This is a genomic window from Alkalicoccus daliensis (genome assembly GCF_900103955.1).
In the GTDB taxonomy this organism is placed as follows: domain Bacteria; phylum Bacillota; class Bacilli; order Bacillales; family Salisediminibacteriaceae; genus Alkalicoccus; species Alkalicoccus daliensis.
This window is the reverse complement of sequence record NZ_FNIL01000011.1, coordinates 88,824-113,965: the sequence shown is the minus strand read 5'-3', so window position 1 is coordinate 113,965 and position 25,142 is coordinate 88,824. Positions and strand designations below refer to the sequence as shown.

At 45.2% G+C, this 25,142-nt stretch carries 19 protein-coding genes and 1 riboswitch; of the genes, 12 read left to right on the top strand and 7 right to left on the bottom strand.

Annotated features, from left to right (window positions below; genetic code table 11):
• A partial coding sequence (locus BLP92_RS14770; RefSeq protein WP_139148965.1) for an IS3 family transposase occupies positions 1–320 on the top strand: 320 nt, incomplete at its 5' end.
• Between the two features lie 476 nt (positions 321–796).
• Here the strand turns inward: BLP92_RS14770 and thiW are convergent.
• The 3 genes from thiW to BLP92_RS14750 form a co-directional block, all read right to left on the bottom strand.
• Positions 797–1,285: an energy coupling factor transporter S component ThiW gene (gene thiW / locus BLP92_RS14760; RefSeq protein WP_090843716.1), complete on the bottom strand. Its 489-nt coding sequence runs from the start codon at positions 1,283–1,285 to the stop codon at positions 797–799.
• 559 nt (positions 1,286–1,844) lie between these two features.
• Positions 1,845–2,585 carry a class F sortase gene (locus BLP92_RS14755; RefSeq protein ID WP_090843715.1) on the bottom strand — a complete coding sequence of 247 codons (741 nt, stop codon included), beginning with the start codon at positions 2,583–2,585 and terminating at the stop codon, positions 1,845–1,847.
• Positions 2,527–3,339 carry a DUF4397 domain-containing protein gene (locus BLP92_RS14750; protein WP_090843727.1) on the bottom strand — a complete coding sequence of 271 codons (813 nt, stop codon included), beginning with the start codon at positions 3,337–3,339 and terminating at the stop codon, positions 2,527–2,529. The genes BLP92_RS14755 and BLP92_RS14750 overlap by 59 nt, the downstream gene beginning before the upstream one ends.
• A 585-nt stretch (positions 3,340–3,924) precedes the next feature.
• Positions 3,925–4,022: riboswitch (SAM riboswitch) on the top strand.
• A gap of 75 nt (positions 4,023–4,097) precedes the next feature.
• On the opposite strand from BLP92_RS14750, the gene BLP92_RS14745 reads away from it, so the two are divergent.
• From BLP92_RS14745 to metH, 4 genes are read left to right on the top strand one after another with little or no spacing between them, the layout of a single operon-like run.
• Positions 4,098–5,222: a methionine biosynthesis PLP-dependent protein gene (locus BLP92_RS14745; RefSeq protein ID WP_090843714.1), complete on the top strand. Its 1,125-nt coding sequence runs from the start codon at positions 4,098–4,100 to the stop codon at positions 5,220–5,222.
• 3 nt (positions 5,223–5,225) lie between these two features.
• Positions 5,226–6,392: a cystathionine beta-lyase gene (metC, locus tag BLP92_RS14740; RefSeq protein ID WP_090843713.1), complete on the top strand. Its 1,167-nt coding sequence runs from the start codon at positions 5,226–5,228 to the stop codon at positions 6,390–6,392.
• Positions 6,389–8,224 carry a bifunctional homocysteine S-methyltransferase/methylenetetrahydrofolate reductase gene (locus BLP92_RS14735; RefSeq protein ID WP_090843712.1) on the top strand — a complete coding sequence of 612 codons (1,836 nt, stop codon included), beginning with the start codon at positions 6,389–6,391 and terminating at the stop codon, positions 8,222–8,224. The genes metC and BLP92_RS14735 overlap by 4 nt, the downstream gene beginning before the upstream one ends.
• A 25-nt stretch (positions 8,225–8,249) precedes the next feature.
• The gene (gene metH, locus BLP92_RS14730; protein WP_090843711.1) at positions 8,250–11,702 is read left to right on the top strand and encodes a methionine synthase; all 3,453 of its coding nucleotides are present in this window, start codon (positions 8,250–8,252) and stop codon (positions 11,700–11,702) included.
• Positions 11,703–11,903: 201 nt separating this feature from the next.
• On the opposite strand, the gene BLP92_RS14720 is transcribed toward metH, so the two are convergent.
• Both BLP92_RS14720 and BLP92_RS14715 read right to left on the bottom strand, forming a co-directional pair.
• Positions 11,904–12,746, bottom strand: a complete 843-nt coding sequence (locus BLP92_RS14720) for a VOC family protein (RefSeq protein ID WP_090843709.1) — start codon at positions 12,744–12,746, stop codon at positions 11,904–11,906.
• 125 nt (positions 12,747–12,871) lie between these two features.
• The gene (locus BLP92_RS14715; protein WP_244516871.1) at positions 12,872–13,576 is read right to left on the bottom strand and encodes a class D sortase; all 705 of its coding nucleotides are present in this window, start codon (positions 13,574–13,576) and stop codon (positions 12,872–12,874) included.
• Between the two features lie 219 nt (positions 13,577–13,795).
• Between BLP92_RS14715 and BLP92_RS14710 the strand changes: the two genes are divergently transcribed.
• The gene (locus BLP92_RS14710) at positions 13,796–14,728 is read left to right on the top strand and encodes a manganese-dependent inorganic pyrophosphatase (protein ID WP_090843708.1); all 933 of its coding nucleotides are present in this window, start codon (positions 13,796–13,798) and stop codon (positions 14,726–14,728) included.
• Between the two features lie 77 nt (positions 14,729–14,805).
• Complete coding sequence (locus BLP92_RS14705; RefSeq protein ID WP_090843707.1) at positions 14,806–15,597, top strand: SDR family oxidoreductase; 792 nt, start codon at positions 14,806–14,808, stop codon at positions 15,595–15,597.
• A gap of 616 nt (positions 15,598–16,213) precedes the next feature.
• On the opposite strand, the gene BLP92_RS14700 is transcribed toward BLP92_RS14705, so the two are convergent.
• Positions 16,214–16,897 carry an amino acid ABC transporter permease gene (locus tag BLP92_RS14700; RefSeq protein WP_090843706.1) on the bottom strand — a complete coding sequence of 228 codons (684 nt, stop codon included), beginning with the start codon at positions 16,895–16,897 and terminating at the stop codon, positions 16,214–16,216.
• Between the two features lie 27 nt (positions 16,898–16,924).
• The gene (locus tag BLP92_RS14695; protein WP_090843705.1) at positions 16,925–17,773 is read right to left on the bottom strand and encodes a transporter substrate-binding domain-containing protein; all 849 of its coding nucleotides are present in this window, start codon (positions 17,771–17,773) and stop codon (positions 16,925–16,927) included.
• A gap of 195 nt (positions 17,774–17,968) precedes the next feature.
• Between BLP92_RS14695 and BLP92_RS14690 the strand changes: the two genes are divergently transcribed.
• The 5 genes from BLP92_RS14690 to BLP92_RS14665 all read left to right on the top strand — a co-directional run bounded on the left by BLP92_RS14690 (position 17,969) and on the right by BLP92_RS14665 (position 25,109).
• A complete protein-coding gene (locus tag BLP92_RS14690; RefSeq protein WP_090843704.1) occupies positions 17,969–18,526 on the top strand; it encodes a TetR/AcrR family transcriptional regulator in 558 nt (185 codons plus the stop codon).
• Between the two features lie 64 nt (positions 18,527–18,590).
• The gene (locus BLP92_RS14685; protein WP_090843703.1) at positions 18,591–21,659 is read left to right on the top strand and encodes an efflux RND transporter permease subunit; all 3,069 of its coding nucleotides are present in this window, start codon (positions 18,591–18,593) and stop codon (positions 21,657–21,659) included.
• 683 nt (positions 21,660–22,342) lie between these two features.
• Positions 22,343–23,041, top strand: coding sequence for a response regulator transcription factor (locus BLP92_RS14675; protein ID WP_090843701.1), 699 nt, complete (start codon positions 22,343–22,345; stop codon positions 23,039–23,041).
• Positions 23,038–24,405 (top strand): sensor histidine kinase, encoded by a 1,368-nt coding sequence (locus BLP92_RS14670; RefSeq protein ID WP_090843700.1) that lies wholly within the window; start codon positions 23,038–23,040, stop codon positions 24,403–24,405. The genes BLP92_RS14675 and BLP92_RS14670 overlap by 4 nt, the downstream gene beginning before the upstream one ends.
• A complete protein-coding gene (locus BLP92_RS14665) occupies positions 24,402–25,109 on the top strand; it encodes a PepSY domain-containing protein (RefSeq protein WP_090843699.1) in 708 nt (235 codons plus the stop codon). Before BLP92_RS14670 ends, BLP92_RS14665 begins: the two co-directional genes overlap by 4 nt.
• Positions 25,110–25,142 lie beyond the last annotated feature (33 nt).

Sequence of the window (25,142 nt, the reverse complement as noted above, 5' to 3'; positions counted from 1 at the left end):
AAGCCAGATACCGGACAACGATCCACTCGGATCAAGGCTGGCACTACCAACACAAAAAGTGGGTAAAAACCTTAAAGAAACATCGAATCTTTCAAAGTATGTCCAGAAAAGCAACCTGCGCAGATAATGCCATGATGGAGAATTTTTTCGGGATTCTCAAACAGGAGATGTATCACGGAGAAGATCTGGTTTCGTATGAAGAACTGAAACGAAAACTGGAGAGCTACATGGAGTACTATAATCATGAACGCGTAAAAGCAAAATTGGACGGATTGAGCCCCATCCAATATCGGAATCAAACCATCCAATCAGCTTCATAAGAAAACTCTAACTTTTAGGGGTCACTACCTTGCCGTGGGGCTGGTCTTCAGCTATTTCTCCTGCCCTTGGGGCAGAAGAAAGGATCTTCAGACTGCGCTTCAATCCCACTGGCGTCACCACCGGACGCTATGGAGAATAGGTTTTTATAGAAAAAGCTGTGCTTGTACTGGAGACGCTGTATAAAATCTAATCCTCTTTTTTCTCAGCTGCAGTCGTAGAAGGTCGACTCCGGGAGGATTTAGAACGATTCGAAGATCCACCTGCCAGAGGCAGGTTAGCTGAGAGAGTTCCCTCCGGAAAGCGTACCTTCAAAGGCAAAGCATAAAAGCGCATACTTATACAGAAAAAATACTTTTTCAACAGCCTGAAGCCGGCTCTGTAAACAACAGAGCCGGCTTCTTTTTGATGAAGAATTAATGTTGTCCGCCTTTGTAAAGGAAATCCGCTTTCCTCTATAGAAATGTAAGACAAACTGTTAATTGTTTTCTTCTGCCCATGCAGGTCTCCAGCGGCTTAGGATAAGAAGTGCAATAAGGGCACCGGCTGCACTGCTGATAAAAAATGCAGGTACGAAAGCAAGTATTGCTGCTGCTTCTCCCAGAAAAAATTGTACTAAAGGCACTGCAACAAGTGAACCGAGAACTGCTGTACCGATAATTTCTCCTGCTGCAGCTGCCCAGCCTCTGCGGAGCCACCTGTATGCCAATCCAGCGAGTAACGCCCCGATCATTCCCCCAGGAAAAGCTAGTATCGTCCCAAGGCCAAGAATATTCCGCAGCAACCCAATCACAAAAGCAATCATTACTGCCGGCCCGGGCCCGAGCAGTACGGCAGCCATAACATTCACAGCATGCTGCACAGGATAGGCACGGGCTACTCCGGCAGGAAACCAGATAAAGGTGGCTCCTACAATACCTATCGCCACAAACATTGCCATAATCGTCAATTTCTTTGTACTGTTCATCAACAGGCACCTCCTAGTTCTACCTATAAGAGTAGCCCACGCAAAGGTTTATTTTCAATGCAAAAATACAGGAAGCTGAGAATAAAGATTTTTATCATAGGATAGTTTGGTATATTTCAGAGTGTTTATAAAGGATTAGGAATTATATATTTATTTCTTTATATGTAGGGAGTTCTCCTTCGTTTTCCGGCGTATCGCTTATCTTCAACATATACAGTGCCTGCCGGCATTAAAAAATCTTCAGTCTGTGCTTGTTAGAGACACTGTATAAAAACAAATCGCCTTTTTTCTCAACTGCAGTCGCAGAAGGTCGGGAGGATTAAGAAGCATGCACGAACCCAGCCAATGGTCTTAAATCACTGGAAAGAGCTCTTTGCTTTCCAGTGATTTGGCTGCGTGAAGCCATGCTCCTCTTTTAAGGAGACACGTTAGTTGAGAGAGTTCCTTACGGAAAAACCCTTCGGAGGCAAAAGCATAAAATCGTATACTCATAAAGGAAAAGTTCTTTTTCAACAGCCAGGGAGCAGCTCCCAAAAAGAAGCTGCTCCAGGCATAGGGTCTATTCTTTTAATTCAGTAAATACTACAAGCCGTTCCCGGTGTGTACCCGCATTCGTATCGAATTCACCGGTGCAGGTAATCAGATTTAAATTCCGGGAGGATGTTTTCCCGAAAACAACGTCGATCGGCGCATCGTCATAAGGATAGGCTTCCTTATGGGAAACCAAAAACGTATAAGCTTCCCCATCTTCACTTGTAACGATGATTTCATCCCCTTCTTCCAACTTATTTAAGTCATAGAAAACTGCCGGTCCTGTCCGGTCATCAACGTGTCCCGCAAGAACTGCATTTCCCTGAGTGCCTGGTTTGGCACCACGCTCAAACCAGGCGATTGATTCCCCTTCATCAGGGACCTCCATTTTTCCGTCTTCATCCAGTCCATAGCCGTCTACCTGGGCATCAACTTTAATAGAAGGGATCTCAAGATGAGCGGGGATGATGCCCGTTTCATCTTTGACTGGTACGATGGGTACGCTATCAGCAGCCGCTTCCTCAGCTGGATTTGTTTCCTCTGTGGAATTTACTTCACTTCGTTCCTTTTGGCTCTCCACCTCTATCATTTCTGTATAGCTTTCATCCAGTACTTCTGTTTCCTCATAAGCGGTGGAAGAGTTTTCTGAAGAATATTGATCTACACCGCAGGCTGATAAGAAAAGGAGCAGAATCCCTGAAAAAATTACATTACCCTTGAAAAGAAAATCTCTTGCGAAAGAATACTGCAGCTCCCAGCATACCAGCAAATACTGTCAGTGCGATTGGCAGAATATTAGTTGACTGGGAAGCACCGCCCATCCCTGTCTGCGGCATCTCGGAAGGCATAGTGTGCGCTTCGTCTGCTACTACAACTACTTCCAGACTTTCTGCGTCAGCACCTACTGCATAGACGGAATAAACAGTGTCAGCTTCCAATGAAGTACCTGAAAGATCTAAGACAGCATCACTTGTTCCTGCTGCGCGTATTTCCAAATCGTACGATGCAGCCTCTAATTCCATATAATCAGTTACTGCAAAAAATTCTGCACCTTCAAACAGTGAATCTCCATCAACAAGTCCTACGTCAACAGCAGGAGCTCCAGGAGATAAATGTCCTACACGTACTTTTGTCATTCCTTCAGTAACGTGATTGTCATCTCCGAAAGCTTCCAGTGTTAAATTTTCCAGCGTGTTTGTTGCAGCAACTGTGTAAGACATGCCGCCTTCGACTGTAAGCGTTTCTTCAATTACCGGGTCACCCTCACCGTTTTCACCCGCTGGAAAGATTGCTACTTCATGATCGCCTGCAGGCAGCTCCAGATACCCTGTAATATCTTTAAACGCAGCACCTTCCACTGCAGCTTCTCCATTTACATACACATCTACTTCAGGAGCATCAGGTGAAGCATGCAGGACACGTACCATTGCATTTTCATCGTCATCGTGACTGTCTGCAAATACCGGTGTCCCTGCAAGGCCAAACATCAGAAGCGCAATAAGAGCATAAAATACAAAATTCATCTTTTTCACTTAACTCATCTCCCTTAAATTTTTTTATAGTTAAATACTAGGGTATACACGTTATGTATAACTAGTGTTTAACTATTGTATAGACTATATACCATCTTTTAATTTTTTTAAAACCAATTGATTTTAAATATTCAAAAAAATATTTTTTAAGATTGTTTGAAGCCAAGTGCATCAAGGTGACTAGTATAAAGTTACTAACAAAAAATAAGTAAAAAGACTAAGGTTTTTTTGAATTTCTTTTTAAGTGGCCTTTTATAAATAGTAGAAAAAAATACGGGACAGTGAACTTCGAGCCTCCAAGTGACCCTCTGAAAGGTCGCGGAGTACGAGTGAAATTAAAAACAGCAGGAAAGTCTCAGCTCTGTTGCCTGTGTGTCGATAGAAGCCATATATAGTTGTGTGCAAATTATTCGGGATCAAGTTCTTTAGAAAAAACACTTTTAAAAAGAAACGGCAACAAGTCTTCTATTATTTACTATAGAAACAAACGTTGTTTTTATGATAGAACGTTGCAAATCTCCCGAAATTTAGATAGAATGGTGAAATATCAACCAAAACAAAATATTCTGACGGTTATTCTTATCAAGAGAGGCGGAGGGAAAGGCCCTGTGATGTCTCAGCAACCAGCCAACGGCAAGGTGCTAAATCCTGCAGGTTTACCTGCAAGATAAGAAGAAGTGATGCGATTATCTTCTTCTTTATCTTTATGATGAGGAAGTTTTTTTATTATATTGGAGAGCAGGGATATTATGACGAACAAAAAACATTCGCTGGAAACGAAATTAGTGCAGGCAGGGAACCGGCGTGATCATACGACGGGTGCAGTAAACGCGCCTGTATACTTTTCAACAGCTTACAGGCATGAAGGAATCGGCCAGTCTACAGGATATGATTATTCAAGAACCGGGAATCCGACGAGAGCTATTCTGGAGGAGTCGATTGCAGATTTGGAAGGCGGCGCGAGAGGGCTTGCCTGTGCTTCGGGAATGGCAGCCGTGCAGGTGGTACTTTCATTGTTTAAACAGGGAGAAGAAATCATTGCAACGAGTGATTTATATGGCGGCACCTATCGATTATTTGAAAACGGATGGACGAGATGGGGGCTGACGTTCCATTATGCTGAGCCTGAGGATATCGAAACATTCCGGGAGAAAATAAACGAATCTACGCGTGCTCTTTTTATTGAAACGCCGACGAATCCATTGATGCAGGAGGCAGACATCGAAGCATATGCCCAGCTTGCAAAAGAACACAATCTTTTGTTAATTGTAGATAATACTTTTTATACTCCTGTGATCCAGCGGCCGCTCGAAATGGGTGCCGATATTGTTATTCACAGTGCTTCCAAATATCTATCCGGACACAATGATGTCATTGCAGGATTAGTGGTGGCAAAAGATCCTGCTTTAGGAGAAGAACTGTTTTATTACCACAATAGTATTGGCGCAATTCTTTCTCCGCTGGATTCCTGGCTGGTAATACGGGGCATGAAAACGCTGAATTTGAGAATGAATAAACATGAGGAAAATGCAAAAGCGGTAGTTGCATATTTGCAGGAGCAGGAATTATGCACGGAGGTAATTTACCCGGGACGGGGCGGCATGCTTTCTTTTCGGGTAGAAGATGAAGCGCTGGTGAATCCACTCCTTCAGGGGCTGAAGGTTATCTCTTTTGCAGAAAGCCTTGGCGGTGTAGAGAGTCTCATGACTTATCCCGCAACCCAGACCCACGCCGATGTGCCGGAAGATATCCGCATGCGCCTTGGTGTAGATAACAGGCTGCTCCGGTTCTCCGTAGGAATCGAGTCGGCGGAAGATTTAATAGAAGATTTAAATGAAGCTTTTCAACATGCTCTCGCAGAAAGGAAGATATAAAAAATGACATTCTCTAAACAAACTTCATTGCTTCACTCAAAACATAAAACTGACCCGCATAATGGGGCGGTAAGTGTTCCGATTCAGCATGCGTCAACTTTTGATCAAAAAGATATTGATGATTTTGGTGATTATGATTACGCCCGGTCCGGCAACCCGACAAGAGAAGCATTGGAAGACATTATCGCTGATTTGGAAAACGGGACGCATGGCTTTGCTTTTGCTTCCGGGATGGCTGCAATTTCCACAACATTTATGCTGCTGTCAGCAGGAGATCATCTTGTAATTACGGATGATGTGTATGGGGGGACTTTCCGGTTAACCACGAAAGTACTTACCAGGCAGGGAATTGAACACACTTTTGTCGATATGACAAAGCCAGAGGAAGTAGCGCAGGCAATTCAGCCGAATACGAAAATGATATTTATGGAAACACCATCGAATCCTACGATGAAAATTACCCCAATCAAGGAAATTGTGAAGCTGGCAAAAGAGCATGGCTGCCTGACAGTACTGGACAATACCTTTATGACACCAGTACTGCAGCGTCCGCTTGACCTTGGCGTAGATGTGGTCGTACACAGTGCGACTAAATTTATCAGCGGGCACAGTGACGTTGTGGCGGGGCTTGCGATAGTGAAGGATGCGGATCTGGCAGCGGAAATTAAATTTCTGCAGAACAGTTTTGGTGCGATACTCGGACCACAGGACTGCTGGCTGGTAATGCGGGGCTTGAAAACACTGCATACGAGAATGGAAGCATCATCCAGGTCTGCAGCGCGGCTTGCAGCTTGGTTTCTGGAGCAGCCGGAAGTAGAGCACGTATATTATCCGGGGCTGAAAGAGCACCCGGGATTTGATATTAATAATGAACAGTCAGAGGGTGCCGGAGCGGTGCTGTCTTTCCGTTTAAAAGATAAAGAAGCGGTCCGGAAAGTCGTAAAAGCAGTGGAAATTCCAGTATTTGCGGTTAGCCTGGGTGCCGTGGAAACAATTCTTTCCTACCCGCCGACCATGTCTCATGCAGCGATGTCTGATGCAGAGCGGGATGCAAGGGGAATCTCTGATGGATTACTGCGGCTTTCTGTAGGTCTTGAAAAAACAGAAGATCTGATGGAAGATTTTGCGCGCGCATTTGAAAAGATCCGCTTAGAGGAGGCGCAGAAATGAGTTTCAAACAACAGCTGAAAGAAGGGCTCATTGTTGGAGATGGAGCAATGGGCACTCTTTTATACCAGCGGGGGAGCCAGAGCTGCTTTGAAGAACTGAACCTGTCTGATCCAGAGCAAATAACCTCCGTTCACCAGGAATATATCGCTGCCGGGGCCGATGTAATTCAAACAAATACCTATGCTGCAAATAGTATAAAGCTGGACCGTTACAACCTGGGAGCATACGTAAAAGAAATTAATGAAGCGGCAGTGGCGGCAGCGAAGCAGGCAGGAGATGTATATGTTGCAGCTACCATCGGCGGAGTGGCAACAATGCACCAGGAAAAAACGCCGCTGGAAGAGCGGGTGGCCAGCCTGAAAGAGCAGACAGATGTCCTGCTGGAAACCGACGTTGATGGTTTTTTACTGGAGACATTTTATGATTTCGAAGAACTGAAACAAATCCTGATATATTTACGTGAACGTACAGATAAAGCGATTATTGCCCAGGCAACACTTGGAGATATTGGTGTGCTTCATACAGGGATGCACCTGCAGGAAGCACTAGAGCTTCTCGAGAACCTGGGAGCAGACGTAGCAGGAATTAACTGCCGGATGGGTCCTTATCATATGCTTCAGTCTTTAGAAGAAATTTCTCTTCTTTCGCACGCTACAATCAGCGTATATCCCAATGCCAGTCTTCCGAATGTGAGGGATGGCAGGTTTTCCTACCAGTCCAATCCTACGTACTTTGGAGATATGACGAAAGGTCTTGTGGAAGAAGGCGCTACATTAATCGGAGGATGCTGCGGCACGACGCCGGACCATATCAGGGAAATTAAGAAAGCAATAAAAGAACATCAGCTGAAGCCTGTAAAAGAAAAACGTACACGCAGACCGGTGAAGTCAGATGTCATAAGACCAGAAGAACCGTTTTTCCCTAAGCTTACAGAAATAAAAGACGAGATGTCAGTTATTGTAGAGCTCGACCCTCCTAAAGCTTTGTCAGGGGTACCTGAGTTTATGAAGGGTGCCAAAGCTTTAACGGAAGCTGGTGTCAATGCTGTAACACTTGCAGATAACTCTCTTGCTTCCTCCCGAATCGATAACCTTGCACTCGGTTCCAAAATTAAGGATGAAGGTGCACGTCCTTTACTGCATATTGCCTGCAGAGACAGAAATATTATCGGACTGCAGTCCCATCTGCTCGGAATGCACGAACTTGGTGTGCGCGATATTCTGGCAATTACCGGAGATCCTGCAAAAGTAGGCGATTTTCCGGGCGCTACCTCTGTATATGATATGTCTTCCATGGATTTAATCCGGCTGATCAAACAGCTGAATGAAGGCCAGTCTTTTTCCGGGAAAGATCTCGGTGCAAACACAAACTTCACCGTCGGGGCTGCTTTCAATGCAAACGCCCGAAGGCTGGAGCGGGAAGTACAGCGGCTGGAAAAGAAAATTGAAGCCGGTGCAGACTATTTTATGAGTCAGCCTGTTTACAGCTCGGAACGAATCGAGGAAATAGCAGAAGCGACAAAGCATCTGTCCGTTCCCGTTTATATTGGGATTATGCCGCTTGTAAGCAGCAGGAATGCAGAATTTCTTCATCATGAAGTACCGGGTATAAAATTAACTGATGAAGTACGTGAACAGATGAGAGAAGTAGCAGGAGACAGAGAAGCAAGTGAGAAAGTCGGAATTGATATGGCGAAGCAGCTGGTCGACACTGCAATGATACATTTTTCCACGATTTATCTTATTACGCCATTCCTGCGCTATAACATCACAGAGACGCTGACAAAACACATTCGGGAGCACGAAAAAACAATTGCAGGCACCCGTGGATAGAAGTAATAGAGAAGGGACGATCAGCATGACCACACAATTTGAACAGGAACTGGCATCCAGGATCCTGCTTCTTGACGGGGCAATGGGTACAATGCTGCAGAATGCAGACCTGTCCCCGGAAGATTTTGGGGGAGAAGAGTACGATGGCTGCAACGAATATTTAAACCTTGTATCGCCGGAAGTGATCCGGAAAATCTACCGTGAATACCTGGAAGCAGGATCAGATATTATTGAAACAAATACATTTGGCGCTACTTCTATCGTACTGGCAGATTACGACCTTCAGGAAGAAGCCTACGAAATTAACCTTCGGGCAGCGCAGATAGCGGTCGAGGAAGCAGAAAAATTCTCCACTCCGGAGAAGCCGCGTTTCGTTGCCGGAGCAATGGGGCCAACCACAAAATCCCTTTCCGTTACCGGAGGGACCACCTTTGATGAACTGGCAGAGACGTATTACGAGCAGGTGCTCGGTTTAATAGACGGCGGCGCGCATATTCTGCTGCTGGAAACAAGCCAGGATATGCGGAACGTAAAAGCCGCATACGTGGCAATCGAAAGAGCAGAGCGTGAAAAAGGAAAGCGGATGCCGCTGATCATTTCCGGAACGATTGAGCCGATGGGTACGACACTTGCGGGGCAGAGCATTGAAGCTTTTTATATTTCCCTCGAGCACATGAAGCCGACAGTCGTCGGATTAAACTGTGCGACCGGTCCGGAATTTATGCAGGACCACCTGCGTTCTCTTTCGGATCTTTCGAAAACTTACGTGCACTGCTACCCGAATGCAGGGCTGCCGGATGAAGAAGGACACTATCATGAGTCCCCGGCAATGCTCGCGCAGAAGCTTGCAGGCTTTGCCGAAAAAGGATGGCTGAATGTGGTAGGCGGCTGCTGCGGTACGACGCCGGAGCACATCCGCGTCATGGGAGAAACGCTTAAGGATTATGCACCGCGGCCGCTGCACAAAGATCATCCCCATATGGTTTCCGGGATAGAGCCGCTTGTATATGATGAATCAATGCGCCCATTAATGGTCGGTGAACGTACAAACGTCATCGGCTCAAAAAAATTCAAGCGGCTGATTGCAGAAGAAAAATTTGAAGAAGCATCAGAAATTGCCCGTGCACAGGTCAAGCGGGGGGCACACGTTATTGACGTATGTCTTGCTGACCCAGACCGGGATGAGATGGAAGATATGGAAAAATTCCTGCAGCAGGTAATCAACAAGGTGAAAGTGCCGCTCATGATTGATTCCACAGACGAAAAAGTAATTGAACGGGCGCTTACGTATTCACAGGGGAAAGCGATCATTAATTCGATTAACCTGGAAGACGGGGAAGAACGCTTTGAAGCAGTAGCGCCATTAGCCCGCCGATTCGGCGCAGCTGTTGTCGTAGGAACAATTGACGAAGAAGGCATGGGCGTTACCGCACAGAAAAAGCTGGATATTGCACGCCGTTCCTATCAGCTGCTTACGGAGAAATACGGAATTCCTGCAGAAGATATTATTTTTGATCCACTCGTTTTCCCGGTAGGCACCGGGGACGAGCAATATATCGGTTCGGCAGAAGCCACCGTGGAAGGCATTAAACTGATCAAGGAAGAAATGCCGGAATGTCTCACGATTTTAGGAGTCAGCAACGTATCTTTCGGGCTTCCGCCGCTGGGAAGAGAAGTTTTGAATGCCGCCTTTACGTACCATTGTACGAGAGCAGGACTTGACTACGCGATCGTAAATACAGAGAAACTGGAACGCTACGGTTCCGTTTCGGATGAAGAAAAACTGCTCGCAGACGAGCTGTTATTTCATACAAATGATGAGACGCTTGCGACATTTACCGCTTTCTACCGCAAGAAAAAGCCGAAGGCGGAACAGGCAGCTTCTACGATGACACTGGAAGAGCGCCTGGCAGGCTATATTGTAGAAGGAACGAAGGAAGGGCTTTATGCCGATCTGGATAAAGCACTTGAAGCATATGATGAGCCCCTTTCGATCATCAACGGTCCACTCATGGCCGGGATGGATAAAGTAGGGAAACTCTTTAACGACAACGAGCTGATCGTAGCAGAAGTACTGCAGAGTGCAGAAGCAATGAAAGCTGCAGTTGCTCACTTGGAACCGCATATGGAAGAGAAAAAAGACGACCGCGGGAAAGGAAAAGTGATTCTCGCGACAGTGAAAGGTGATGTACACGACATTGGGAAAAACCTCGTGGAAATCATTTTGAAAAACAACGGTTTTCAAATTGTGAACCTTGGAATCAAAGTAGCACCAAATGAATTGATAGAAGCAGTAGAAAGAGAGGACCCGGATGTTATTGGTCTCTCCGGACTTCTTGTAAAATCGACGCAGCAAATGGTTATTACTGCGAATGATCTCCGGGAAAAGGGAATAAATATTCCGATTCTCGTAGGAGGTGCCGCTTTAACAAGGCGCTTCACAGATACGAAAATCGCACAGCAGTACGAAGGCATGGTGCTGTATGCAAAAGATGCGATGAATGGCCTGGATATTACAAATAAACTCGTGAAACCGGAAGAAAGAAAGCAGCTTGCCCAGGCAACAATAGAAAAACAGCTCAAAGCGCAGCAGAAAGTTGCGGAAGAGCTGGAACGGAAAAAAGGCGAGACTGCAACAGCCACAATGGAAATTCCAAGGTCAGAAGTTTCTCAGGAAGCACCTTTGTATGTACCGGAGGATTACAAGCAGCATATCTTACGTGACTACAAGCTTTCCCACCTTTATCCTTATGTAAATATGCAGACGCTGCTCGGCTCTCATCTCGGTCTGCAGGGAAATGTGAAGCGGAAACTGGATAGGAAAGATGAAAAAACAGAAGACCTCAAGCAGCGGGTAGATGATTTTCTTGCGAGAGCGGATAAAGAAAAGCTGCTTTCGGCTCATGGAATGTATCAATTTTTCCCTGCGCAGTCAGAAGGAGATTCGGTCATCGTGTATGATCCTGCGGACAAAACAACGGTACTGGAAACATTTACGTTTCCGAGGCAGCAGAAGGCACCGTACTTATGTCTTGCTGATTTTCTCCGTTCGAAAGAAAGCGGCGTAATGGACCACGTAGGTTTTCTGGCGGTAACAGCTGGAAAAGGGGTACGTGCGCTGGCTGAAGAAGCAAAAGAAGCCGGAGAGTATATGGACAGCCACCTGATTCAGGCGGTGGCACTCGAACTGGCAGAAGGGTTTGCGGAAAGAGTGCATCAGATGATGCGTGATAAGTGGGGCTTCCCGGATCATCCGGACTTCACCATGCAGGAGCGGTTCTCCGCAAGGTACCAGGGAGTGCGCGTTTCCTTTGGATATCCGGCATGCCCAAATCTGGAAGATCAGGAAAAGCTGTTTAACCTGATTAAGCCGAAAGCAATCGGCGTGGAGCTGACGGACGGTTTTATGATGGAGCCTGAAGCAAGCGTCACTGCCATGGTATTTGCGCACCCGGAAGGCAGATACTTCAGCGTTTAATGAGGAAATAAGAGAAAAAGCCTTCCTGCAGATTTTGCGGGAAGGCTTTTCGTCATTCATCGATTACCAAAAACTCGAGCTGAATAAGCACGTAAGTTATCTGCAGATGTTAAAAAAGGAATCCAGGATTGAAATGCAGATGATGGCTGCTGCAAGCATGAGTGGGTAAAATAAATGGTTCGTTCCTTCCCAACAAAAGTTTTATGCCAGCTGTACGAGAATGCCGAAGGGGTCCTCAACGAAATAAGTTTCGTTTTTTTTCCTGACTTCATATCCTTGGGAAGAAACGGCTTCTGCTGCTTTTTCCCGGTCTTCCGGTGTTGGATAGGCAATGGAATAATAAGCTAGTCCGGTCTCATTTTCAGCGAGCGGCGGAAGGCTTGAGCCTGCCCAGGTGTTTAAACCCATATGATGGTGATAATCCCTGGTAGATACGAAAAGTGCCTGGCGTCCTAACGAGCTGACGGTATTAAACTGCAGCACCTGCGTGTAAAATTTTTCTGCTTTGGCTATGTCAGTAACCTTCAGGTGAATGTGCCCGATAATCACGGTGTCCGGCATGCCTTTCCAGACTGCAGCTTCCTGCAGCAATCCGTCTGCATCCAGCGGTTCTGTTACCATGTTGATCTGGGAACCGTTCCAGTCCCAGGCAGAAGGATCGCGGTCGCGGTAAAATTCAAGACCATTTCCCTCCGGGTCTGCCAGATAGATCGCTTCGCTGACCCCGTGGTCTGAAGCTCCCTGGACTGGATAATTGAGTGCTGCGATATGCCGGAGAAATCCGCCGAGCGCAGGGCGATCGGGCAGCAGAAAAGCCACATGGAAAAGTCCGGTTTTTGGTTCTGTGGATTTCCGGTAGGGACCTGATGCTTCCAGCGTAAGCAGCGGCGTGCGTCCATCAGCCGTTACGACAGCGGTCGTGTCATTTACGTCTGATACTTGGAAACCGAGCTTTGTACCGTAAAAATCTTTCATCAGCGCTAAATCAGCGACGCGGAATTTCGCATGGTTAATATGTGTGGCGGGTGCTTGATGAAATGTCATATTTAAAACTCACCTTTCGATTGTTATGAACTAATTGTAAGACAGTCGAATGCATTTTGCGAATAAACTGTTCGAGCCGTAAAAAACCCCGGCTGCTTGAAATTTCAAACGCAGCCGGGGCAATATTAATTTATTTCTGTTGTATTCGTTAAAGGGGCCTCAATAATATATCTGTCAGGGGCCGGGCCGATAAAGTTAAACGGATAGCACGTAGTGAGCGTGAGAGTAGGTTCCTCTTTATCAACGATAACTGTGCGGTCTTCCGCATCGGTAATCCAGGTTTTCTGTATTTCGTATTCATACTGAATATCTTCAAACTGGACGTACATCTTATCTCCTTCTTCCAGGTCACCCATTTCACGGAATACCGTATCCCGGTGACCGGAAAGAACGGTATGGCGCATGCCGTCCGGCGGTGTAGTAAAATCACCTTCGTGATAGCCTACTCCCTGTTTTAATGTATCATCATCCGTTCCCCAGTAGACAGGATATTTCATATCGAGCGCAGGGATCATCAGCCAGCCGATTTCCTCCCCTTTTTCGTACTCTTCATAATCTCTTGGTTCAGGAGAGGGTTCTTCTTCATTTACCTCTTCTTTTGGCGCAGTAAATGTTGGGGGATCCAGTTCCTGATTGGCTTCCTCATTCCCCTGGTCTTCTGCTGCCTGAACATCAGGAGCTTCGTCCGGTACAGCTTCCATAACTTCCACGATATCATTTTCTTCGAGAGATGCTCTGCCGGAAGAACTCTCTGTGGCCCAGGCAAAGCCGTTCCAGCCGGCTACCGCCAGGCCAATAATTATAAACAGAAACGCAAGCTTCCTTCTCAACAGAACACCTCCTATCTTTGTTACCCATATGTTAGCAAAAATGCAGGACTGGGTAAAGGAATGAGGAAGCTTCCAGGAAATTCAGCACAAAGCAAAATAGTTAAACTGGAGTATCCTGATATGAATTATTACCTTTTTCTTTCCTGAACTGGTGAGAAAGCATTTGGCGTGATAGAATAATACTGGATAAATTTTTGTATAAAAAGGAGCGATACTTCAATGAGTGAAGACAAAGTACTCGTGTTCGGCCATAAAAATCCGGATACTGACACCATCACCTCAGCAATTGTATATGCAGAACTGAAAAAAGAACTTGGAGAAAATGTGGAAGCAGTGCGTTTGGGAGAAATCGGTGCAGAAACACAGTATGCGCTGGATTATTTTAACGTAGAGGCCCCTCGTCTTGTAAGCAATGTATCTGAAGAGGCAGAGAAAGTAATTCTTGTAGATCACAATGAATTTCAGCAGAGTGCCGATGGTATTGAAAAAGTACAGATTCTGGAAGTGATCGATCATCACCGGATTGCGAATTTCCAAACAGAAGGACCGCTGTTTTTCCGCGCAGAACCTGTAGGCTGTACAGCTACTATTCTGCATAAGCTGTATAAAGAGCATGGAAAAGCAATCAGCAAAGAAATGGCGGGGCTGATGGTTTCCGCAATTATTTCTGATTCCCTGTTGTTCAAGTCGCCTACCTGCACAGAAGAAGATGTACAGGCAGCAAAAGATCTTGCCGGAACTGCTGGAATTGATCTTGATGAATACGGGCTGGAAATGCTGAAAGCTGGTGCAGACCTCAGCGAAACTACCGTCGAGCAGCTCCTTACGATGGATGCGAAAGAATTTTCCATGGGAGCACACACAGTGAAGGTAGCACAGGTGAATGTTGTGGATGCAGCAGACGTACTGGACCGCAAGCAGGATGTACTGGATGCAATGAAAAAAGAAACAGCTGATAACGGCTATGGATTATTTGCACTTGCAGTGACTGACATTCTTTCCAATGACTCGATTCTGCTTACAGCAGGTGAGCAGGAAGAAGCAGTACACACTGCATTTAATGTAAAACTGGAAGATCACGAAGCGGTATTGGAAGGCGTTGTTTCAAGAAAGAAACAGATCGTACCTCCGCTGACAAGCGCATTGTCATAATCAACAGAGGCTGTCTCACAAGTGTGGAGGCAGTCTATTTTTTATAAAATATTTTCTGAAGAAAGAAGAGATAAATCATGGCAAATAAATTAGCATTAGTAACAGGTGCAAGCCGGACGAACGGGCTGGGTGCTGCGATCTGCGAAGAACTCGCATCCAAAGGCGCGGATGTTGTTTTTACATATTGGCATGCCTATGATCAGACGATGCCCTGGGGCGAAGATACGGAAGGGCCTGCAGCTATTCAGGAAAAGATTGAGTCCTATGGCAGAAAGGCACTTGCCCTGAAAGTTAATTTGGAAAGTCAGGAAGAGATTGAAAATCTTTTTGCGCAGATTGAAGCAGAATTTACTTACGCACCAAATATTCTGGTCAATAACGCAGCAGTTTCCATTAACGACAACATTCAGTCTGTTACCGCAGAAAACCTGGATCAGCATTATAAAATAAATGTGAGGGCGGTTGTGCTGCTCATCCAGACATTTCTTGAACATCTGGAAAGAAGCCGTCAGGGCAGAATTATCAATATTGCTACAGGCTGGTCCAGAGGCCAGATGCCGGAAGAGATTTCTTATGTAGTCACGAAATCTGCCGCGGAGACGCTTGTGCATACGATCTCGCACCAGCTCGCGCGGAGAGGAGTTACCATAAACGCTGTGAATCCGGGACCATCTGATACAGGGTGGATGACAGAAGAACTGAAAAAAGAACTGCTTCCCCTTTTTCCGCAGGGGCGCATTGGAAAGCCATCAGACGCCGCAAAAGCTGTCGCATATTTAGCTGGAGAAGAAGCAGGCTGGATCACCGGTCAGGTGCTGCACTCTGAAGGAGGATTTTTAAACGGGGACGGCAGAGGAGAAGATATTTAGAATTTACTGATTTTGTAAAAGAAAGGATCTTTAACAGAGATTTTCATGCAGAAAAAACTGTTTATTGAAAGAGAAAAATAAACAATGCTGTGGAGCGAAGGAGAGGACACCCAAAGGATCAGCGTAGTCTGAGAATCCATTCTTCCGAAGAAGAACTTCATAAGAATTCAGAGTGTTTATAAAGTAAGAAAATCTGTATTTTTATGACTTTCTATGGATGGATTCTCCTCCGCTTATCGGCGGAAGCTTGGCCGTGGGGCTCGTCTTCAGCTATTTTTCCTGTCTACGGACAGAGAAAAATGATCTTCAGACTTCGCTTAAATCCCACAGGCGTCCCCGCCGTACGCTATGGAGAATAGATATTTTTACAGAAAAAGTATTTTTGAAAAATTTTCCTGCTTAAAAACTATGGTATCTTTATTTATTGCTGCAGTTACAGAAGTTCGAGAGGCCATAGGAATCATGAGCAAAATCAGCCAATGGTTTTGAAATCTCCGGAAAGCGCAATTTCGAAGACGAAAGCACAAAAAATGTATACTTATACGTAAAAATCACTTTTTCAACAGCCTAAAAAACCTTCAGCTCAATCACTGAAGGTTTTCTCTATCTATTAAGATTAAATTTCGCCATACCGTTCATACCGTTTTTCAAGGTAGTTCTGCAGAATGGTCATAATAGAACATACTGCCCAGTAAATCAACGCTACCAGGATAAACATCGTCATATAATCCATTTCTCTTCCCGCCACAATCCGGGAAAGCTGAAAAATTTCCGGAACTGTAATCATCGCCGCTAAAGAGGAAGCTTTGATCAGATCAAGCAGCACGTTCGTCAGCGGAGGCACAGCAATCCTGGAAGCCTGCGGCAAAATAATGCGCCGCATCATTTTTGGATAGGAAAACCCCAGAGAACGGGCGGACTCCCACTGTCCCTTTGGAATAGCTCCGATGGCAGAACGGTTAATCTCTGCCATATACGCAGCGCTGTTCAAGCTGAACCCTATGATAGCAGCAGTCACTGCTGCAAATTCAATCCCGATAAAAGGAAATCCGAAATATAATAAAAACAAGATAATAAGGATGGGGACTCCGCGCATAAACGAAATGTATACACGTGCGGGCCAGCGCAGCCAGAACTTTTTAGAGGCTCTCGCCAGAGCAAGAAACAAGCTGATAACCAAACCGATGGCCATACTTACCAGAGATATGAGCAAAGTTAATCCCAGGCCGGTTAATACATAGGGGAGGGAGTCAATTGCTAATTGAATATCAAAGATGTGCTCCCACTGAATATTATTCATTAAATTCTCCTCCCTCTCCTGCAGTCATTATTCCTCTTCGTTTGTGAATGTTTCATCATCAGCAAAGTCTACATCCGGTTCCTCTGATACATCCTGGCCGCCGAAAAATTCTTCGGAAAGCTCCTGAATAGTACCGTCTTCCATCATTTCCTCGAGCACTTCATTTAAGTTATCCCGAAGTTCTGTATTATCCTGATGCATAATCATCGCCTGATTGTTTGGATGATAGAAAATATCCGGGTGAATTGTTACATCGATTTCCGGAAGAGCTTCCACAGCAAGAGTCTGCAGGTAGTAATCATTTAACACAACATCCGTTTCCCCCCGCTCTACATCACGAAGGTACACATCGTTAGTCACATTTTCATAAACGACTGCCTCCGCACCGTAATGCTCGGAAATCTGCATGTAAATTGTCGTAGCAGCGCCGCCTGCACGTTTTCCTTCTAAATCATCCAGCGTCTCAATCCCGGAGAGGTCATCTTCTCTTACTACCATGCTCCCGTATGAAAATTTATAGGGATCTGTGAAGAGAAAGCTTTCTTCCCGATCAGGATTAACATCAATATCATTTACGGCAAAGTCTACCTGGCCGTTGTTAATGGAAGTAAGCATTCCGTCGAAGCCCATTTCAGAAAACTCAATGTCCAATCCAAGTCTGTCCACAGCTTCCCGGGCAACTTCCACCTCAAAACCGGTCAGGTCATTTGTCTCTTCTTCGTGAAAGGAAGTAGGATAGAGCGTGCCGGAAGTAGCAACTGTTACCACACCTTCTTCCTGAATTTCGTCCCAGGCTGAAGCTTCATTTTCATTATTGCCGCCGCAAGCTGATAAAAGCAGCAGAGCACCAGCGGATGTTAAAATACCTTTATACATAAAAAATCCCCCTGTAAATTAAGTGAAAAGAATAACATACAAAACATAGCATGTTTGCAGGTTTTAAGGCAACGACTACGTTTGGGCAGGGAAATAATCGAAATTATATGAATTTACGGTTGGATAATAGTGACCATTCATCGTATGATGAATGGTATAGATAGCTAGTTCTAGGATTTAAAGGAGACGAACGCTATGGGCAGGATGAAAGCTATTGATGAAGTAGAACTTTTCCAGGAGACGGAAAAGCTGATTTTGGAAGCTGGATATGCCGGATTTCATTTTAAAGCTCTTTCTCAACGCTTAGGAGTTGCAAGAAGTACGATTTATAATTATTATTCAAAGAAGGAAGAGCTTATTACAGCTTTTATGGTTCACCTGCTCAGGCAGGTAGTGGAAAGAATGGATACTGCAGCTGAAAGCGAAGAGCCGCTCCGCAGCTTAATTACCTTATGGGGGAAGTACGCCAATATTCATCAAATGATGCAGGTAATGCCTTATATTGATAAAGAAGCGACGGAAAAAGTGGAGAAAAGCGTGAAGGAAATGTTTGCGCTGCTGCAGCAGATGCGAGGAAAAATCAAAACAATTCTTGTCCAGGAACAAAAGAAAGGAAAGGTACGCACAGATATTCAGATAGATACATTAGTTGGAATGGTAATGGCAACTGTGCAGATTCCTTACAGGCATTCTTCTGAAGAACATTGGGCAGAGGAAGTATATCAGCTTATTCGAGATGCTTTGAAAAGCTGATATTATTTTAATTGAAAATGACACAAGTGTCACTAAGGTGGTGCCACAGGAAGGTGGAAGTAATATGTTTAACGCGATTATTCAACGTCCCAAAATTACGGTAATGTTTGTTTTTATCCTAACAGTGCTAGGAGTGCTGACTCTTTTTCAGCTGCCTCAGCGGGAGATTCCTGAAATTCCAGTAGATATTGCTAATATTTCTACCCCATTTCCGGGCGGGGCTCCGGAAGAAGTGGAACAGCAGGTTACGGTTCCTTTGGAGGAAGCGATCGAAGGAATTGACGGTATCGACAGTATAAATTCCGTTTCTACTTCCGGATTTTCCAATATTACGGTGGAGCTGGAAGACGGGATTAACCAGAGTGAAGTATTAAACGAAATTCAGCAGGCGATTAACAGCACAGAAAACGATCTGCCGGAACAGGCAGCACCGGATTTTGCTGCGGAAGAAGGGCTTGGAGGACTTTCCAGCTATCATATTCTTCACGATTCCTATGAAGAGCTTTATGAACTTCGGGACATGATACATGAGTGGGAGCAGGAGGTTGCCTCTATTCCGGGCGTAGCTTCGACTACGGTAAAAGGGTTTCCTGATCAGCAGCTGCTCATCGATATTGAGGCAGAAGCACTGTTTGAATCAGGACTGCAGGTGCCTGATGTCATCGAGGGCATTGAAGGGGAATTAGAAACACAGCCTTTGGGTATTCAGGAATTAGACGGACAGAATGTACAGCTGGAGCTTGCGACACTCGCTTCCTCTGAAGAAATTAATGAAATCTTTATTGGGCAGTCTTTCGAAGATGAGCCGGTCTACTTAGAAGATATCGCGGAAATTAGCATTGATTTAGCTACACCTGATGACCGGATTACTTTTGAAAATACACCTGCGATTTCGTTTACGGTGCTTCCTGAACGAGGAGAAAGCATTCCACAGCTGCATGATATCGTAGATGAGCGGGTCAATACATTGGCAGAAGGCCTTCCTGCAGAAATGGAAATTGATTTATTTTATACGCAGCAAACAATAGTGGAAGAAATCTTCGGCGATCTCGCATTTTCCTTTGGGCTTGCCGCCCTGTCTGTAATTGTGGTTACACTGCTCGGGCTGAATGTGTCTTCCGCAGTGATTGTTGCGCTGGCGATTCCTACTGCAGTATTTATTGGATTAATTCCGCTGCCATTTGCCAATGTAGATTTGAATCAAATTTCTATTATCGGTTTAATTGTGGCACTCGGTATTCTCGTAGATGACGCGATCGTAGTCGGAGATAATATTCAAAATAAATACCGGGAAGGGATGGATCCTGTAGAAGGAGCGCTGCAGGGGTCGAAAGAAGTCAGGGCTTCTATTATCGTTTCCACCTTAACCATTGTATTTACCTTTTTGCCATTAGTATTTATATCAGGCAGCAGCGGAGATTTTATCCGTGCACTCCCGACCGTGTTAATAACGACTATTTTAGCCTCCACGATCGTGGCGCTGACATTTGTGCCGATTTTCCTTATTTGGCGCCGCAATAAGCAGCTGAAGAAAAAACATCGTGCAATGAAAGATGGGCTGCTCGGGAATCAGCTGAACAAACTTTCTGACTGGTACAGTGATAAGCTGCTCCGCAGGGTAGTAAAACATCCATGGAAAGTGGCAGTGACTGGTTTAGTAGTAACGACTGCCTTTTATGCTTTAATTCCATTTATTCCAGTGGAATTTTTCCCGACTACCGACCGGGACGAAGTGACAGTGGAACTCCGGCTGCCGGAAGGGACAACGCTGGAACAGACGGAAGATACGCTCCAGGAAATGCGGGACTTTATTTTAGCAGAAGACACGAACGTATATGAAACTGCAGTTTATGCAGGAGAGGGCCTTCCTCCTTTATTCGGGCAGGGAATGACGAACACTGGAGAAGAAACAGGTAATATTCTCCTGCGTGTCGAGCGGGAAGCGCAGTCTGCGGAAGAAACAATTGCCCGGTGGACAGATCCGCTGCAGGAAGAGTTTCCAGAAGCAGAAATTGAACTTACGACCATTGAGGCGGGGCCTCCGGTAGGGGCGCCGATCGCGATTACCCTGCAGGGGCCGGAAGTAGAGGAACTGATGGATATCAGTGCAGAACTGCAGGAAAGAATTGCGGAAATTCCTGAGAGCGGCACGGTGCTTGATGACATCGGTCCAAGAAGACCTACCGTCATATATGAACCAATACGCGAAGAATTAGAAGAAAACGGACTTACCTTAGGTGCGGTTAGTGAACAAATCGGCCTGCGGACAGAAGGAATTCCGTTAATGACATTCCGGTCGGCGGAAGAAACAATCGATCTGCAGTTGACGTTAGACAGAATTGCGTCAGGAGAAAATTTGGATCTTTCAGAGATTGAAATCCCAAGTGAAGCAGAAGAAAACGGCATGCCGGTTTTTGTCACATTGGACACGCTGCTGGAAGAATCAGAAGCGGAAGAAATTCCACAGATTTTACGTGAAGAGGGAGAACGGACTGTAACGGTAAGAGTTTTCCCGGGAGAAGATAATGGAGAAGAACTGGAGGCGCAGGTAGAAACGATTACAGATGAAGTACGAGGAAATGTTTCGGATGAATATACGATCAGCCTCGGTGGAGAAACAGAAGCTCGGACAGACTTCATCCTGGAACTCGCTGCACTTTCTGTTGTGGTTCTTTTCTTAATCTACATTGTTATTGCGATTCAATTTTACTCACTGACAATACCGTTCCTGGTGCTTTCTACCGTGCACATTGCCGCATCCGGTGCGATTGTCGGACTGTTTGTGACCCAGACGGGATTAGGATTTACTGCCCTTCTTGGAATTGTTTCTCTTGCCGGGATCGTGGTGAGGAACTCCATCGTACTGCTTGAATTTATCAAGCTGCGCAGGGAAGAAGGGATGGCGCTGAATGATGCAGTAGTCGAAGCGGGGCGTGTCAGATTAAGGCCGATACTATTAACTGCCTTTACTGCAATAGGAGCACTGATTCCTGTAGCACTGAGCGGCGACGTACTGTTCCAGCCGTTATCAATTGCAATTATCGCCGGGTTAATATTTTCCGCACTGCTGACGGTGATTATTGTACCGGCGCTGTACACTGCTTTTGCGCAAAAATATGAGAAAAAAGTATAGCTGAAGCGGAGAGGCTGCCAATTTTGACAGCCTCTTTCAGATTGTTTAGAAAGCATGAAAGTTTGTATGTTTATGATTTTTTTATGTATAGGTTCTCCTTCTCTTACCGGCGGAAGCAAGCTGTGGGGCTCATCTTCAGCTGTTTCTCCTGCCCCTGGAGCAGAAAAAAAGGATCTTCAGACCGCGCTTAAATCCCGCTGTCGCCGCCGGCCACTGCGAAGAAAGGATTTTTATAGAAAAAGAACTGTGCTTATTTTGGAGGCGCTTTATAAAAACCTATCATTTTCTTATTAAGCTGCAGTGGCAGAAGGTCGACTCCTGAAGGTTTAAGAACGATTCGAAGATCCGCCTACGCAGGTTAGCTGAGAGAGTGCCCTTCGGAAAGCGTGCCTTCGAAGACAAAGCATAGAAGCGTAAACTAATACAGAAGAACCTTTTTTAAACAGCCTCCTTCAGCATGTGTATGAAGAGAAATGTTTGTGTGTTTATGATTTTTATGCATCAGGTCCTCTTTCACTTTCCGGCAGATTCACTCTGATTATTTCCGGGGAAATAATAGGCTGCCTATGATGTTGAAAAACCTTCTGCCTCAAAATAATTTCTAATTTGATAAAATAAAGATAATTCGCAGAGAAGTATATTTTCAAGTATAATAACTTCAATTCAAACAGGTGGTGGGAAAGATGGCAGAAAAAATTTTAGTAGTCGAAGACGAAAAGAAAATCGCAAGGGTCCTGCAGCTGGAGTTTGAATATGAAGGCTATGAAGCACAGGTGGTCCATGACGGCATTGAAGCCTGGGAACTGATGCAGCAATCTGCCTTCGATTTATACATACTCGATGTTATGCTCCCGGGGCTGAGCGGAATTGAACTGCTGCGGAGACTCCGCAAAGAAGGCAAGGAAGAACCAGTTCTTATGCTGACTGCAAGAGACGCCACGGTAGACAAAGTTACAGGGCTGGATCAGGGAGCAGATGATTACATGACAAAGCCGTTTGATATGGAAGAGCTTTTCGCCCGGGTCAGAGTTCTGCTGCGGAGAAAAGGAAAGAACAGCACTGGGGTCTCTCAGGAAACAGAGCTGGCGTTTGCTGATCTGCAGGTAAATATGGAACGGCGGGAAGCAAAAAGAGCAGGACAGCTGCTTGATTTGACACCCCGTGAATTTGATTTGCTTGTCTGTTTTATTGAGCATCCATACCATGTGCTTTCAAGGGAACAGTTGATGGAACAGGTGTGGGGATTTGATTACGCCGGAGAAACAAATGTCGTAGACGTATACATCCGCTATTTGCGCCAAAAACTTGATAAACCCTTTGAAGCTGCTTATTTACAAACTGTCCGCGGTGTAGGCTATGTACTGAAGGACGCGGAAACATGAAGCTGTCACAGCGGATCACTTTGGTAAGTACAGGCATGCTTTTTATTATTCTGGTAATGGTAAACATAGGAATTTATTTTGTTTTTCAATATAATCTGCTGCAGGGAGAGATGGACAGGACGCTTGATCAGGCAAGAGCTGTAGCTGCTGCAGTAAGTACGCAGCCGGAAGAAAATCCAGCTTCCTTTATAGAATCCTATGTTTCAGGAGACGGAATGGTAAGAGTGCTCAGTCCGGAAGGGGAAAGCCTGCTGACAGTGACTACACAGAATACTCAGCTTGCTTCTATTCCGACACCGGAAGCTGCTGAAGCTCAGGAGCGGACGGAATCATTTCTCTTTGAAGGGCTTCCTCATGCTTCTGCGCAGGTGCCAGTATTATGGGAAGCAGGAGAAGTGATGTCACTGCAGGTGGTGGATCCTCTGCCGACATATCAGGAAACGCTGCAGACACTGCAGGTAGTGCTTATCTTTGCTTCACTTATAATTTTACTTCCTTCCTTTCTGGCTGCAAGATCGCTGGCAAGATTTGTTCTTCGGCCAATTCAGGCACTGGTGGCCACCATGAAGCAGATTCAGGCTGACGGAACCTTTCAAAAGATTGACTATGACAGTAAGGGGAAAGATGAACTGGCAGATATGGGCCGAACATTTAATCACATGATAGAGCTGTTAAAACAAAATTATGAAAAACAACAGCAGTTCGTCTCCGATGCTTCCCATGAATTAAAGACGCCGCTTACAGTCATTGACAGCTATGCGCAGCTTTTAAGAAGAAGGGGAAGAGAAAAGCCGGAGGTATTTGAAGAAGCAGTGGAAGCAATCTCCTCAGAAGCAGCAAGAATGAAAGAAATGACCAACCAGATGCTGGCACTTGCGACAGGAGAAAGTATTACCGTTGAAAAAGAAGTAATCAATACAGTCCCGGTTTTTCAGGGAGTGGCACAGCAGCTGGCAACGGCTTATGAAAGAAAGATTTCTGTAAAAGGAGAAAGCACTGCTTATATTTCAGGCAACGAACTTCAGTTAAAACAGCTGGCATATCTTTTAATTGAGAATGCAATAAAATACAGTGAACAAGAAGTGCTGATTCAAATTCAAAAAGAAGAACCGCAGGTGAATATTTCTATCATTGATAAAGGAATAGGAATTTCCTCTGAGGATAAAGCGCAAATATTTGACCGCTTTTACCGGGTGGATAAAGCCCGGACAAGAGAAAGTGGAGGTACAGGATTAGGTCTTGCGATTGCAGAAAATATCACTGCATTTCATCAGGGGGAAATAGTGGTGGAGAGTGAACCGGGGAAAGGTTCTATTTTCACAGTGAAACTTCCATTAGTGAAGGAAGGAGGAACAGAAGGATGAAGAAATTATTGCTTTTCGGCACAGCAATACTTCTTCTTATCGCAGTAGCTGCTGGTGCCGTTTTATACTTTCAAGCTCCTGAAGAAATCAGTCCGGAAGAAGTACAGGAAATGCTCGAAGGACGTTATCAGGGAGAAGTGGAAAATATTCAGTTTTCTGATGGAATATATACGGTGGAATTAATAACAGAAGAAGGGCAATATCAAGTGCTTGTAGAGGCTGAATCGGGAGAAGTGGCAGCTTTTGACCAGACTGCTTCCAGAGATGAAGAACAAAGAGAGGAAGAAGAGCAAGGACCGCAATATTTAGAAATAGAAGAAATTCGGGAGATAACAAAAGAGACAGCCTCGGAAGACGCAGATATTATAGAAATGGAGCTCGAAGAATTAGAAAGTGGAGCGGTCTACCATGTGGACTTTGCACTGGAGAATCAAAGCGGCAGAATTGAAATCGATGCTGTGACTGGGAATATTCAACTCTACACACTGGAAGATGATACTCCGGCGGAGCCAATCAGCCAGGAAGAAGCTGCAGAAATAGCGCTGGAAGAATTTCCAGGAGAAATTGATGATATTGATCTCGAAGAACAAAATGGAAGGCTCGTTTTTGAAATAGAAGTTGAAAACGATGCATCAGACCAGGACGCAGATATTGTTATTGATGCGTATACAGGAGAAATATTGTCGGTAGAAATAGATAATTAATTATAGCCGCGCTTATGTAAAAGCACAGTAAAA